At 58.6% G+C, this 13,001-nt stretch carries 11 protein-coding genes and 1 riboswitch; of the genes, 6 read left to right on the forward strand and 5 right to left on the reverse strand.

Annotated features, from left to right (window positions below; translation table 11 throughout):
• Window position 1: 1 nt before the first annotated feature.
• On the reverse strand, window positions 2-856 hold the full coding sequence (locus FKG95_RS25825; RefSeq protein WP_246116898.1) for an IclR family transcriptional regulator: 855 nt from the start codon (window positions 854-856) through the stop codon (window positions 2-4).
• 188 nt (window positions 857-1,044) lie between these two features.
• On the opposite strand from FKG95_RS25825, the gene FKG95_RS25830 reads away from it, so the two are divergent.
• The 3 genes from FKG95_RS25830 to FKG95_RS25840 all read left to right on the forward strand — a co-directional run bounded on the left by FKG95_RS25830 (window position 1,045) and on the right by FKG95_RS25840 (window position 4,705).
• Window positions 1,045-2,229, forward strand: coding sequence for an acyl-CoA dehydrogenase (locus FKG95_RS25830; protein WP_142899340.1), 1,185 nt, complete (start codon window positions 1,045-1,047; stop codon window positions 2,227-2,229).
• A gap of 883 nt (window positions 2,230-3,112) precedes the next feature.
• Complete coding sequence (locus FKG95_RS25835) at window positions 3,113-3,964, forward strand: cell wall hydrolase (RefSeq protein WP_142899341.1); 852 nt, start codon at window positions 3,113-3,115, stop codon at window positions 3,962-3,964.
• 42 nt (window positions 3,965-4,006) lie between these two features.
• Window positions 4,007-4,705: a hypothetical protein gene (locus FKG95_RS25840; RefSeq protein ID WP_142899342.1), complete on the forward strand. Its 699-nt coding sequence runs from the start codon at window positions 4,007-4,009 to the stop codon at window positions 4,703-4,705.
• Window positions 4,706-4,778: 73 nt separating this feature from the next.
• Here the strand turns inward: FKG95_RS25840 and FKG95_RS25845 are convergent, their stop codons facing one another.
• The gene (locus tag FKG95_RS25845) at window positions 4,779-4,991 is read right to left on the reverse strand and encodes a DUF4169 family protein (RefSeq protein ID WP_246116899.1); all 213 of its coding nucleotides are present in this window, start codon (window positions 4,989-4,991) and stop codon (window positions 4,779-4,781) included.
• A gap of 436 nt (window positions 4,992-5,427) precedes the next feature.
• Here FKG95_RS25845 and FKG95_RS25850 point away from each other — a divergent pair, with 436 nt between their 5' ends.
• Window positions 5,428-7,512 carry a S9 family peptidase gene (locus tag FKG95_RS25850; protein WP_142899343.1) on the forward strand — a complete coding sequence of 695 codons (2,085 nt, stop codon included), beginning with the start codon at window positions 5,428-5,430 and terminating at the stop codon, window positions 7,510-7,512.
• Between the two features lie 92 nt (window positions 7,513-7,604).
• On the opposite strand, the gene FKG95_RS25855 is transcribed toward FKG95_RS25850, so the two are convergent.
• The 3 genes from FKG95_RS25855 to FKG95_RS25865 form a co-directional block, all read right to left on the reverse strand.
• Window positions 7,605-8,156, reverse strand: coding sequence for a copper chaperone PCu(A)C (locus FKG95_RS25855; protein ID WP_246116900.1), 552 nt, complete (start codon window positions 8,154-8,156; stop codon window positions 7,605-7,607).
• 279 nt (window positions 8,157-8,435) lie between these two features.
• Entirely contained in the window at window positions 8,436-8,819 is a 384-nt protein-coding gene (locus tag FKG95_RS25860) for a DUF2946 family protein (protein WP_142899344.1), read from the reverse strand.
• A gap of 677 nt (window positions 8,820-9,496) precedes the next feature.
• Window positions 9,497-10,849 (reverse strand): hypothetical protein, encoded by a 1,353-nt coding sequence (locus tag FKG95_RS25865; protein ID WP_142899345.1) that lies wholly within the window; start codon window positions 10,847-10,849, stop codon window positions 9,497-9,499.
• 268 nt (window positions 10,850-11,117) lie between these two features.
• Between FKG95_RS25865 and FKG95_RS25870 the strand changes: the two genes are divergently transcribed.
• Both FKG95_RS25870 and metZ read left to right on the forward strand, forming a co-directional pair.
• A complete protein-coding gene (locus tag FKG95_RS25870; protein WP_142899346.1) occupies window positions 11,118-11,540 on the forward strand; it encodes a rhodanese-like domain-containing protein in 423 nt (140 codons plus the stop codon).
• A 58-nt stretch (window positions 11,541-11,598) separates the two neighbouring features.
• Window positions 11,599-11,678: riboswitch (SAM riboswitch) on the forward strand.
• A gap of 137 nt (window positions 11,679-11,815) precedes the next feature.
• Window positions 11,816-12,991 (forward strand): O-succinylhomoserine sulfhydrylase, encoded by a 1,176-nt coding sequence (metZ, locus tag FKG95_RS25875; protein ID WP_246116901.1) that lies wholly within the window; start codon window positions 11,816-11,818, stop codon window positions 12,989-12,991.
• Window positions 12,992-13,001: the final 10 nt, after the last annotated feature.

Here is a 13,001-nt window from a genome sequence, read left to right on the forward strand (position 1 = left end):
CTCAGAAGTTGATGTCGCCGCGGTTCGTGGCGAGTCTGCGGACCAGATCGACCAGCCTGGGGCCGACTTCCTGCTCCATGCGGTCCTGGTCGAGCATGAAGGCGGGACCGCCGCAGTTAAAGGCCATGACAGGCGCGCCGTCGCGTGGAACAAGCGGTACGCCGACGGCGTGCACGTCCGAGCGCCATTTGCCGAAAGACGTGCAGAAGCCTTTTTTCGCGATGTCTTCTTCTGCCTGGGCGATGCCGTCTCTGATCTCGGGCCACTCCTCACCGCTGCGTTCCTCTATCCGCTCCAGCAGATAACCCCGCTCGCCTTCCGGCAGGGCGCAGAGAAACGCCAGGCCGATCGACGTGCTTTCGATCGGCACGCGGGCGCCGATCTCCAGGCGGAGCGTGGCCAGACTCTCCGGGTGACAGGTCTGCAGGTAGCGCATGCTCATGCGGTCGCGTCCGCCTAAAGCAACCGAGACACTCTCCTTGTCGGCCAGCTCCTGCATGGCCGCGCGCGCGGTCTGACGGATCTCCATGCCGGCGAGGCTGGCGTATCCAAGCGCCAGCACCGGCGTGCCGAGCTGGTACTTCCCGAGCCGCTCAAGATAGGTGATGTAGCCGAGGGCGCTGAGGGTGTAGGTCAGGCGGGAAATGGTGGCTTTGGGCAGCCCGGTGCGCTCGGCCAGTTCCTGATTCCCGAGCGGCCCGTCGCCGGGTTCGAAGGCGCGCAGGATTTCCAGGCCGCGGGCCAGTGCGGTGACGAATTGCCGGTCACCCGCCACGCCCTTGATGACGCCATCGGTTTGAAGCTGGTCCTTCAGCGATCCGTCGAGCTTTGGATTTCCGTCGCGTCTCTTTCGCACGCCTTTGTCCATTCCTGATTGCTGTCTCTTCGACAGAGACCATGCCGTTCCCGGCAAACGCATCTCTACTCACGCGGCATTTGCCAGCAAAACCCACAAAAACATTGAACCTAACGGTCTCACGCTTTAAACATAGCGTCAAGATTTGCGGAAAAATATTCCGCATAGCGGAATTATTGGAGATTGCCATGTCATCGAAGCCGGACTTTAAGTGGGACGATCCTCTGTTGCTGGACGACCAGCTCAGTGATGAAGAGCGGATGATCCGCGACGCCGCCCATTCCTATTGTCAGGACAAGCTGATGCCGCGAGTGCTGGAGGCGAACCGGCATGAGCTTTTCCACCGCGAAATCATGAACGAATTGGGGGAACTGGGCCTGCTCGGCTCGACAATCCCCGAGAAGTACGGCTGCGCCGGCGCCAACTACGTCAGCTACGGCCTGGTGGCGCGCGAGGTCGAGCGGGTCGACAGCGGCTATCGCTCGGCCATGTCCGTGCAGTCGTCGCTGGTGATGCATCCGATCTACGCTTACGGCAATGAAGAGCAGCGCATGAAGTATCTGCCCAAGCTCGCCAGCGGCGAGATGGTCGGCTGTTTCGGGCTGACCGAGCCGGATCACGGCTCCGATCCCGGTGGCATGAAGACCATGGCGCGCAAGGTCGACGGCGGCTACATCCTCAAAGGTGCGAAGATGTGGATCACCAACTCCCCGATTGCCGATGTCTTCGTGGTCTGGGCCAAATCCGATCCGGACAATGCGATCCGCGGTTTCGTGCTGGAAAAGGGCATGGACGGCCTGTCCGCGCCCAAGATCGAGGGTAAATTCTCGCTCCGGGCCTCGGTCACCGGCGAAATCGTCATGGATGACGTTTTTGTGCCGGACGAGAATCTCCTTCCCAACGTCCAAGGCCTTAAAGGCCCCTTCGGCTGCCTGAACCGGGCCCGCTACGGCATTTCCTGGGGTGCGCTGGGCGCTGCTGAGTTCTGCTGGCAGGCGGCGCGCAGCTATACCATGGAGCGCACGCAGTTCGGCCGGCCCCTGGCGGCGAACCAGCTGATACAGAAGAAGCTGGCCGACATGCAGACGGAAATCACCCTGGGCCTGCAGACCTGCCTGCGCATCGGCCGCCTGTTCGACGAGGGCCGGGCGGCGCCGGAGGCCATCTCCCTGGCCAAACGCAATTCCTGCGGCAAAGCCCTGGATATCGCCCGAGTCGCACGTGACATGCACGGCGGAAACGGTGTGTCGGATGAATATCACGTGATCCGCCACGTGATGAACCTGGAGGCCGTCAACACCTATGAGGGCACCCATGATGTGCACGCACTGATCCTCGGGCGGGCGCAAACCGGAATTCAGGCATTTTTCTAACAAAAGTTGTTGTTTCTTGCCGGCTTTCTTGAGGCCCTGCACTGAAAAACGGGAGGCTTTATGCCTCTCGTTTTTCTTATGTCGACAGTGAGGGCATCAACCGCAGCAGGGCGTCCGCGTTGAGGCCAGATGCCGGATGCGGCTCAGGTCTGGTGTCGCTCGAAGCGAAAAGCCTTCCTTTCGGCCTGGCGGGCGGCACGAAACGCGCCGGCCACCCGAACTAAAAAATCCGTGTTCATGGTTAACAAAAGTGAGCGGGAACCGCATCCGGGATCGGTAGCTGTTAACCTTAAGTTTTGCCCGGTATGGTTAATAGAAATCCTTAATTGCTTAAGCACAAAAATTTTATCCCCTTCCGACTAGCAGGATTGCGTTTTACGCATGGCAAACGAATGCTTGCCGTCGGCAAATTGAATGGGGTGACTCGCCGCCGTAACTTGCGCGCTGCGTGCCTCTGAAATCACCTCAGGAACCATAGTGTAAGGACATTGATTCATTGAGGTTTGTGGTCACCTCGGACGCCTCATGTGTCAACATGTATAAAAATCCGACAGTGAGATTCCAAGTAGTATATCTACTATTTGGCCTTGTCTTAATTAAGGCAATTTTATGGCGTGCAAATACGTTAACGCGAAATAACTTATTTATAAAAATAAAAATCGATAAATATCAAAAGTAAATAAGTAATTATATTTGATTTTTGCAAAAAAAATTGTACGGCATTCGATATTAATTCGCGATAATTCTTTTTGACATTGCATGTTAATCTCTTGTAAAGCATTTCTCACGCATCGGGTTGGGGTCAGTTTCTTAACGAAATTGGTAACGGTGCAGAGGTCCTAGCGGTGGCCTTGTCACGGAAATAACACTGTGGTGAAGACCGATGATTAACGTTCTTGCGAAGAAGACAGAAATGCTGGGCCGGATCCAGCGGACCCCATGGGTAGCGATCTCTGCCAGCTTTCTGGCGGGGGCCGTGTTTATGGGTGCGGCCGCTTCCGACCGCGCGCCCGCCGTCATGGCCTTTGAGGCTTCCAAGACCTCTGTCGACGCTTCCGCTGCGACCCCTATCGCCCAACACGTCGACTCCGGGTGGCTTCTTCATCTGACCAGCGGCAACGCTGCGTCGGGCGCCTTTGCCGGGACGACCGATGTCGCCAAGACGGTTGAGAGCTTTAAGGAGCCCGGCGCCGCGGAGCCTGTGCTGCCGAAGGTCACCGATGTTGGCCGTGGTGTGAACCTGGCAAGCGTAAAGGCGTCTCGTGCCCCGACGCTGGCCAAGGTCGAGGATGAACTCTTCTGTCTGGCACAGAATATCTATTTTGAGGCGCGGAGCGAACCTACCGCTGGTCGTCGTGCGGTAGCGCATGTGGTGATGAATCGTGTGGCCAGTTCCCGCTTTCCATCGACGGTCTGTGAGGTCGTGCGCCAAGGGGGCGAGGACCGGTTACATCGTTGCCAGTTCTCGTGGTGGTGCGATGGTCAGAGCGACGATGTTACGAATGCAAAATCCTGGCAGGATGCCGAGCGTCTTGCGAGCTTCGTTTACTGGGGTCTGTCGATCGACATGACCGGTGGTGCACTCTTCTATCACGCTGACTATGTATCACCGCGGTGGCGTACAGCCTTCAACAAGGGTCCAACCATTGGGCGGCATATCTTCTACACCTACAAGACGCCGACCAAAAAAGTGAAGGGAACGCAGCTGGCCAGCACGGCTGCCGACCAGGACTGATCAGGATTTCCCTCCAGGATCCTCATTAATCCGAGACCCGACGTGAATCGGCCCGCGCTTGTCGCGGGCCGAACTGCATTTGGAAGAGGCCGGGTAACAGACTATGGCTTTCGAAGTCTGATAAACCAGTCGGCATGGAGCCTTTCGCTTTATCCCATCGTGCGCGGTGGTGATAATAGAAGCGGTTTTCAGCAAAGCGGGGTCACGATGCAGCTCAATTGTCAGCGGCTTGCCCATCTCCTGCTTTGCGTGGCAATCATGATTCCTCTGACCGGTTGCGCCCCCGCGTTCTTCAAGTATCGCTATGTTTCTCTGAATCTTATCGAGGGACTCGAAATCATAGAAGTAGGGAGACTGACGGACGATCGCCTCTTTTTTCACAACGCGATGCCGCTTGCTTATCTTCTAAAGCGTGACTCCTACGACTTGAGGTTCGAGATCGATAAGACGCGCCTTACCGGAGAGATGAGGGTAACTATCGTTAGTAGGCGTAGTGAAAACCGCTCCTTACAAGGAGATGATGCCGCAAGCGAACCGGGCGGGGTCGCGTTCGATCACTACCGAGAGCTTCCGGAAAATACCTTGAGGTTCGCTTCAAGCAACGAATTCATGTTTGGTGGGCGCGAGGAATTTACAGCTGTTTTCAAAGTTGTCGACGATACTCTCGGTCTGATCACGAAGGAGAGTATCGAATTCAAGCTCGAGACAAACGGGTTTTACGTGGTGATCGACGCCATTTAGTCGCGCTGTCGCGGGCCCGGCATGCAGTCTCTCCTATCGGGACAGCTTGAAAGACGATCCTCCGGTGCACCCCCTATGCTTCCGGATCATCCTTGCGGTGATCGTCCAGCCGTTGCGCCGCCCGGTCGCTTTCCAGTTTGTTTTTCGTCTTTTCGCCTTTGGTCAAGCCGAACTTCGCCCGGTTGTTGCTTGCTTCGGCTTCCTTGGCGTTGCGCTTCCGCCGCTTGCGTTCCTGGCGCAGATTGATCACGTCGCCCACGTTGAAGATCTCCCGGAATTTGATCATTGTCACCTAACCAGAGATTAGGTGAATCCGCTCCCTTGCCATATAGGGCGCGAAGTCTGTCAGGTTAGGCCCCGAGAGCGAGCTTTTCATCATCAATTCCTGAGAACGGGCCGAGGGATCCGTCGCGCTGGCGCGTGCCTTGCCGCAGCGAACCGGTACGGAAGCCACAGGACGCCATCTTTTATTTAACAAAAATGTTAATTAAAAGATGGCGTGGCGTCGCCCGGATAGTCCGGGTCCTGCTTAGCAGTTTTATTAATTAACGATTTTGTTAAATGGCAGGTATCTTAAAGGATTTTCGCGCTCCGCCGCAGGTGCGGACAGGGATGGCGCGTAATGATTAGCGGTTGACGTTCAGGTGGATCGGGGACATTTGCTTAAGCTGGTTTGAGTTAAAATGCCCCTTGTGAACGAGATCAGTCGAGGAAGAACGGTCATGCAGTTGCCACCAGAAGCTCCCAAACGCCCGGAGGCACACAGCCTGCATGATCGCATGCGCAATGATGACTACGGCTGGATGAAGGATCCCGAGTGGCAGAAGGTGATGCGCAGCCCGGAGATCCTGGATCCGGAGATCCGCGCGTATCTCGAGGCCAATAACAGCTATACGGAAGCGGTCCTGGCCCCGCAAAAGGACCTGATGGACCGCCTGTTCGAGGAGATGAAGGGCCGGATCAAGGAAGACGACTCCTCGGTGCCTGCGCCTGACGGCCCCTTCGACTACTACCATCGTTATGAGCAGGGCGGGCAGCATCCGGTCTTCTGCCGCCGGGCCAATGGCGATGGCGGCGAGGCCGGGGAGCAGGTGATTTTAAACGGCAATGTTCTGGCGGAGGGCACCAGCTTCTTTCGGATTGCCGCGTGCCGCCACAGTCCGGACCACCGTCTGCTGGCCTATGCGGTGGATCTCAGCGGATCGGAATACACGACGATCCGGGTCAAGGATCTGGAAAGCGGCGAACTGCTGGCCGATGAGATCGGCAGTGCCCAGGGCGATGTAGCCTGGTCTGCGGACAGCTCGACGTTTTTCTATACGATCCTGGACGACAATCACCGCCCCTGCGAGGTTCGGCGTCATCGGCTCGGCGAGGACCCAGAGCAGGATGAGCTGGTCTACAGCGAGGCGGATCCCGGCTTTTTCGTCGGGGTCGGCAAGACGGAGAGCGGGCGCTTCGTGGCAATCTCCAGCCACGATCACACGACCTCCGAAATCCGGGTAATTCCCGCCGATGCGCCTGCGGATACACCCCGGCTGATCGCACCGCGCCAGGTTGACGTGGAATACGATGTCACGGACCGCGGCGACCGGTTTTACATCCTCACCAACATCAAGGGTGCCGAAGACTTCAAGATTGCGACCTGTCCGCTTGAAGAGACAGACCCGGCGTCCTGGCGGGATCTGGTCGCGCACGAGCCCGGACGCCTGATCAAGTACATTCGGCTTTTTGCCAGCTATATGGTCCGCTTGGAGACCGTCGAGGGCCTGCCGCGCATCGTGATCACCGACCTGACGAGCGCCGAAGAGCACGCCATTGCCTTCGATGAGGAGGCTTACGATCTGGGAATGCAGCCCGGTTTCATGTTCGATACGACGGTCCTGCGGTTCAGCTACAGCTCCATGACCACGCCGCCGAGGGTCTACGACTACGACATGGCGACGCGAAAGCGGGTCCTGCGTAAGGAGCAGGAGATCCCGAGCGGGCATAATCCCGGTGACTACATGACCGCACGGATTGCGGTTCCCAGTCACGACGGCGCAGCTGTTCCCGTCTCATTGCTGTACCGCAAGGACCTGGCACTCGATGGCGCGGCACCCCTGTTGCTGTACGGGTACGGGTCCTATGGACATTCGATGCCGGCCAGTTTCTCGGCCAACCGGCTGAGCCTTGTTGATCGTGGTTTCGTGTATGCTATCGCGCACATACGGGGCGGCATGGACAAGGGCTATCACTGGTACAGCGACGGCAAGTTGCTCGCCAAGAAGAACACCTTCCTGGACTTTGTCGCGGCGGGAGAGGGGCTGATTGAAGCGGGTTATACCCGGAAGGGCGGGATCGCCATCCATGGCGGCAGCGCCGGCGGGATGCTCGTCGGGGCCGTTGCCAATATGCGCCCCGATCTTCTCAAGGCGGTGGTGGGCGAGGTGCCCTTCGTCGACGTGCTCAACACCATGTGCGACGACAGCCTTCCGCTCACGCCCCCGGAGTGGCCCGAGTGGGGCAATCCGATCGCAGAGGCCGAGGCCTACGATTACATCGCCTCTTACTCCCCCTACGATAACGTCACGGCCCAGGACTACCCGCATATCCTTGCGACTGCGGGCCTGACCGATCCGCGGGTGACCTATTGGGAACCCGCGAAGTGGGTTGCCAGACTGCGCGAAGTCAAGACCGATTCAAATCTGCTGCTTTTGAAGACGAACATGGATGCGGGCCATGCCGGGGCGTCCGGGCGCTTCGACCGGCTGAAAGAGGTCGCACTGGTCTATGGATTTTTGCTGCGCGTTTTCGAACTGGACTGAGGTTTCAACTTTCCACTCCGCTGGGCTTAGACGTAGAAAAGGGCGGATCGTTAGAACCGCCCTTTTTCCATCTCACGCTCAGACGACAGGCGTTACTGGGTTTTTTTCATGTCGTCGCCGTGTTTCATGCTCTCATGCTTCATGCCTTCGTGGTTCATACCACCCGAGCCCATGGCTTCGACATTCACCGTGACCTCGACATCACCCGCCTTTTCGAAGGTCAGCGTGATGGGGAAGGTCTCGCCCTCGCTGAGAGCGTTGTCGAGCTTGAACAGCATAATGTGATCGCCGCCGGGCTTGAGCTCGGCCGTCCCGCCCGCAGGCACTTCAATCGCCTCGACCTTGCGCATCCTGGCCACGCCGTTTTCCATAATGTGCGTGTGCAGCTCAACCCGTCCCGCCTTTGGAGAGCTGGCCGAGACGAGACGGTCGTCCTCACCACCCATGTTCTTGATGGTCACATAGGCCGCGCCGGGACGGTCGGGAATGCTGGCACGGGCGAAGGGATGATCGATCATCAGGTCTCCCTTCTTGAATTCATGCGCCTGCAGGTCTGATGAGGACAGGCTGCCGCTCAGGGCGAGACCACCCAGAACCAGGGCGCCGGTCATAACAGCAATGGAGAGGGATCGTAACTTCAGCATTTTTAATCTCCTGGACGACTGCCCCTCGAAACGGGTCAGTCTTGGTTATATTTTGAAATCTGTGGAGCGTCCGAAAACCGGACGGGTTTTTGCTCTGAAAGCCTCAGCTACGCAGGTGCAGAACCAGAAGCCCATTTATTGGGTGCTGTTCCTGCATATCTGCCAATAGCGGCGCGGAGACTCGTGACGTTTTTTTTGGAAAGTCGGTCTGGTGGCCTAAGATCCGCCAGCCTGATACCTGCCAGCCCGCGATCTGCCGGTCCAAAACCTGCCGGAAGACTATGCGTGCTGCAGGCGCGCGTTGTTCGAAGCCGGCGGGCCGCGGGGCAATCGCTGCTCGACGGTCAGCTGTCTTGTCACCTTCACATCGGAAGGCCGCTCTGTTTTCGACGAGTGGCCGCTCTGCGGGAAAGCCCACCCGCTGAGCTGGGTGACGGCTCCCATCCCGCAGTGGATTTTACAGACATCACAGCGCGGATGGTTCTCGGCGGTGCCGGGATCGCTCTCTTCAGCGATCTCGATGGTTTTGAGGCCGTCAGGCGAACAAATGACAATGGAAATGGTACCGTCGTCCTGAGGCAGGAAGGCGGCAAAGCCCGGCAGCGCAACCATAGTTGCGAAGCATAACAGTGCGATCCACGCGGTGAGGCGTTGAAGAACCATGGGGCACCCTAGACCGGACCAAACTAAATCATCCGCTCTAAATCTTACAGTTGGATCAGTGTCACGGGCACGACAGGTCGCCAGAGGCGTCCGGTCTGAACCTGATCTGATCTTGCAAACGACGGCGCAGTCTATCCTCTTCAAGTCTCAGGAACCAAGGACAAAGCGCCGCAGGATTTTGAGATGCACGCGCCTGCGGGGGCTGGTCTGAGGTTTGTACCAGCGGCGTGCGCGGCACAAACCCGTCCGTGCGGAAGACGCGCAGGCCGCTCCAGGTCTTGAAAAGGGCCCCCTTCAAAAGGAAAGACCGCCGAACCCGGTCGGGCTCGGCGGTCGATCTTGTACCGTTAGGTGAGACTAGGGACGCATTTCTGGTCCGCAATCTGCCATTCGGCTAACCCGGTACCAGTGACTTCAGGCCTTGTCCCCAAGGGACGTGATCGAAGTCTCCGCGGCACTGGGCCTCACCATAAGGTTAGACATCTGATCACCTCCTTTCTCTGTTGCACCAATGAAACCACTGCGCCATTTCTTGAGATTCCTGTCAAGTCTTGTGTGTTCGGTGTTGGAATTTTCCAGATCTAGTGGTTTTCAGCGCACAGTTCGGTTGTCGGAATGTCAAAAACCCCGTGCCGCCGGGAGACGGTACGGGGTTTTCGATAAAACACAGATAGCGGTTACGAGGCGGCGGCGGTTTTCCCGTCGTCCGCGACAGCGTCGTCGTCTCCAGCGGCGTCCATCTCGTCCTGCGCCGCAGCGACACCGGCCTCGATTTCCTCCAGGTCTGCCACCACGACCTCTTCGCTCGGAAAGTCTTTGGTCTTCTGGCTGATGCGCTCGATGATATCACCAACCGGTGACTTGGACTTGGCGGCTGCCGGCGCTGCTTCCTCGGTCATTTCCTCGGGTGCATCGGCGGCGGACTCGGGCTCGACTTCGACCTGCTCTTCTGTTGCAGCTTCCGGAGCATCGGCTTCTTCGGAAACCACCTCTTCAGCGGCAATCTCTTCAGCGGCAGTCTCGTCCGCGGCGATCTCGTCCATGGCAACCTCGGCCTCGGCGGCTTCAGGCATTGCTTCGGCAGCCGCCTCGACATCGAGTTCTGCTTCGGCCTCGGCTTCGGTCTCTGGAGTGTCTGCTGCGACGGCTTCTGCCTCTTCCGCCAAAGCGACATCGGGCTCGGCCGGTGCTTCCGCCTCCGGTTCCATCCCGGTCGGAGCTTCCGCTTCAGCTTCGCCCCCTTCAGCAACACCGGTCTCGGCGATGACTTCTGCCTCTGGCTCCTCTGGTGCGACAGCCTCATCCCCGGCAGCGGCTTCCGGCTCCTCTACTGCAGGCGCGTCCGCCTCCGGTTCTTCCGCCACGGGCTCGGAAGCTTCTTCGCTCTCGTCCGTAGCTGTCACATCTTCTTCGGGGGCTTCGGCAACGGTCTCAGGCTCTGCAGCCTCCATCTCGGCTGTTTCCATTTCGGCAGCCTCGATTTCCGCGGCATCTTCGGCTTCCGCCATCGCGCCGGATTCCTCGCCGGGTTCCGTGGTTTCTGAAGCCTCTTCCGGCTCCGCAGTTTCATCGGCTTCTGCAGCCACCTCTTCCGAGGGCGCTTCTTCCTCGATCACTTCCGGCTCGGGAGCGGCGTCGAGAGAGTCATCCGTTTCCACGGAAACCTCTTCTGAAACGGCGTCTTCTGTGACGTCTTCGGTGCCGGCGGTGAGGGCCGTCACAACGCTGTCCAGGCTGTGCATGGTCTGGTCGAGTCGATCCTCGCTGTTGGATTCGATCGCAAGCAACAGTGAATGAAGCATTCCGCGGAGCTGCTCGTTCTCGGAGTTTGCCTGCTTCAGCTCGGCGCTCATCCGCTCGATCTCGGACTGGGACTTCTCGAGTTCGGTCTGCTTGCGGGTAAAGCCGCCCTCGACCGTGTTGATCAGATTGAGGAGGCGTTCTCCGTATTTGCGCTGGCGGTCGTCGACGAGGCCAAACTGTTCTTCGGCCGCTTCCACGCGAAGGCGGAGTTCATTGATATCGCTCATGAGAAGAATCACCCCAATCTATTAGTTCCGGAGCCTCATTGAGGGCTCAAACGCGCAGTATGATTGGACTTCACTCATTTACATTCTCTTAAAATCTGCTAAGTACCAGGCTGGTTTCCAGGGCTTGAGGGCCAGTATTTTACCCCGGCTTCACCCTTGCACGTATTGGGTACATCTGCATGATTACCTCTGGTTATTTTCGCCACCGAACTCTGCCGCAGATCCTGCGGCGGAACGGCGCGGCGGTTGCACGACGAAAGGGAAGGCTATGAGTGGCCAGTACAAAGGCGATATGACGGTTCAACAGGCCTGGGACCTCCTGCAGAGCGATGCCAGAACCGTGCTGGTCGACGTCCGCACGGAGCCGGAGTGGATGTTCGTCGGACTTCCCGCGCTGGCCGGGGTCGGCAAAAACGTCATCCGGGTCTCATGGCAGGTTTTTCCGTCCATGCAGGTGAACGGGTCTTTCGTGGAGGACGTGGCGCAACATGGTATCCGCCAGGACGATACCATCCTGATGCTCTGCCGCTCCGGTGTGCGCTCCATGTCGTCGGCAGCGGCCATGACCGCTGCCGGCTACAAAAACTGCTTCAACATTCTGGGCGGCTTCGAGGGGCCGCACGATGATGAGCGGCATCGGGGCAATGTGGACGGATGGAAAGCCGCAGGCCTGCCCTGGGAACAGGCCTGAGCGTCTTAGGGCCGGCGGATCGTTCTTTTCCGTTGCCCGCCTGATCCTTGCATGCTAACACCGTCTTCGTGGTGATTTGGGCCGGCCGGCTTGCAGCCACGTTAAAAAAGTCGCTAAAAGGGCCGTGTCTGGATTGAGACCGGTTGCGACTTTGCAGCCGGTTTTTTTTTATTTGGCCTCCGACGAAAGCGACGTGCCGCTTCACATTCGTGACCGGCAGGCAGCGTCCCTTCGGTGAGGGGCATGTGTTGGGACACGGCAGGAAAATGACAGATATGAAGCCAGCGAGACGACCGCAGACAGAATTGATCCGTGGTGGGCTAACCCGTAGCGCTTTCGATGAGACCAGCGAAGCGATTTATCTGACCTCGGGCTATGTCTACAGCTCCGCGGCCGAGGCCGCGGCGGCCTTCAGCGGAGACATCGAGCGTTTCGTCTATTCCCGCTATGCCAATCCGACGGTCAGTATGTTCGAGGAGCGTTTGCGTCTCCTGGAGGGCGCGGAAGTCTGCCGGGCCACGGCCAGCGGCATGTCGGCGGTCAACTCGACGATGATGAGCCAGCTGAAAGCAGGCGACCGAGTCGTGTCCTCCCGCGCTCTCTTCAGTTCCTGCCAGTATATCATCGGCGAAATTCTCCCGCGTTTTGGTGTTGAGAGCGAGTTTGTCGACGGGACGGATCTGAGCGCCTGGGAGAAGGCGCTTTCTCGTCCTGCGAACGTGGTTTTCCTGGAGACTCCTTCGAACCCGACCCTGGAAATCGTCGACCTGCGCGCGGTTTCGGAAATGGCACATGCGGCCGGTGCGCTGGTCGTGGTCGACAACGTCTTCGCCACGCCTGTCCTGCAGCGTCCGCTCGAACTGGGGGCGGATATCGTTGTCTATTCGACGACCAAACATGTCGACGGGCAGGGCCGGTGTCTGGGCGGTGCCATCCTTTGTTCGCAGCAGTTCGCCGACGATCATCTGACGAACAACCTGCGCCATACCGGACCCGCCGCCAGTCCCTTCAATTCCTGGGTCATGCTCAAGGGCCTCGAAACTCTGGACCTGCGGGTCGAGAGGCACTGTGCCAACGCGCTTGAGCTTGCCGGCTTCATGGAGAAGCTGCCGGGCATGCGCAAGGTGATCTACCCGGGTCTGGACAGCCATCCGCAGCATGAACTGGCCATGCGGCAGATGGCAAAAGGCGGCACCTTGATCGCCTTCGAGGTGGAGGGCGGGCAGGAACGCGCATTCGCGCTGCTGGATGCCCTCAGGAATGTCGATATTTCAAACAACCTCGGCGATTCCAAAAGCCTTGCGACGCATCCGGCCACCACAACCCATCAGCGCTTTTCCGAGGAAGAGCGGGCGGCTTTGGGGATCACGGAAGGCCTGATCAGACTCTCGGTCGGGCTGGAGGATGTCGAGGACTTGAAAGAGGACATTGCCCAGGCACTGCAATCCTGAGAGCCGTGCC

It is taken from the genome of Denitrobaculum tricleocarpae (assembly GCF_007004665.1).
GTDB classification, from domain to species: Bacteria; Pseudomonadota; Alphaproteobacteria; order Kiloniellales; family Kiloniellaceae; genus Denitrobaculum; species Denitrobaculum tricleocarpae.

What these genes read in the sequence shown, in the direction of transcription:
- FKG95_RS25850 (WP_142899343.1), top strand. Translation starts at nt 5,428, where the DNA reads ATGCAGTTGCCACCAGAAGCTCCCAAACGCCCGGAGGCACACAGCCTG.
- FKG95_RS25870 (WP_142899346.1), top strand. Translation starts at nt 11,118, where the DNA reads ATGAGTGGCCAGTACAAAGGCGATATGACGGTTCAACAGGCCTGGGAC.
- metZ (WP_246116901.1), top strand. Translation starts at nt 11,816, where the DNA reads ATGAAGCCAGCGAGACGACCGCAGACAGAATTGATCCGTGGTGGGCTA.
- FKG95_RS25835 (WP_142899341.1), top strand. Translation starts at nt 3,113, where the DNA reads ATGATTAACGTTCTTGCGAAGAAGACAGAAATGCTGGGCCGGATCCAG.
- FKG95_RS25865 (WP_142899345.1), bottom strand. Translation starts at nt 10,849, where the DNA reads ATGAGCGATATCAATGAACTCCGCCTTCGCGTGGAAGCGGCCGAAGAA.
- FKG95_RS25855 (WP_246116900.1), bottom strand. Translation starts at nt 8,156, where the DNA reads ATGCTGAAGTTACGATCCCTCTCCATTGCTGTTATGACCGGCGCCCTG.
- FKG95_RS25845 (WP_246116899.1), bottom strand. Translation starts at nt 4,991, where the DNA reads ATGATCAAATTCCGGGAGATCTTCAACGTGGGCGACGTGATCAATCTG.
- FKG95_RS25830 (WP_142899340.1), top strand. Translation starts at nt 1,045, where the DNA reads ATGTCATCGAAGCCGGACTTTAAGTGGGACGATCCTCTGTTGCTGGAC.
- FKG95_RS25860 (WP_142899344.1), bottom strand. Translation starts at nt 8,819, where the DNA reads ATGGTTCTTCAACGCCTCACCGCGTGGATCGCACTGTTATGCTTCGCA.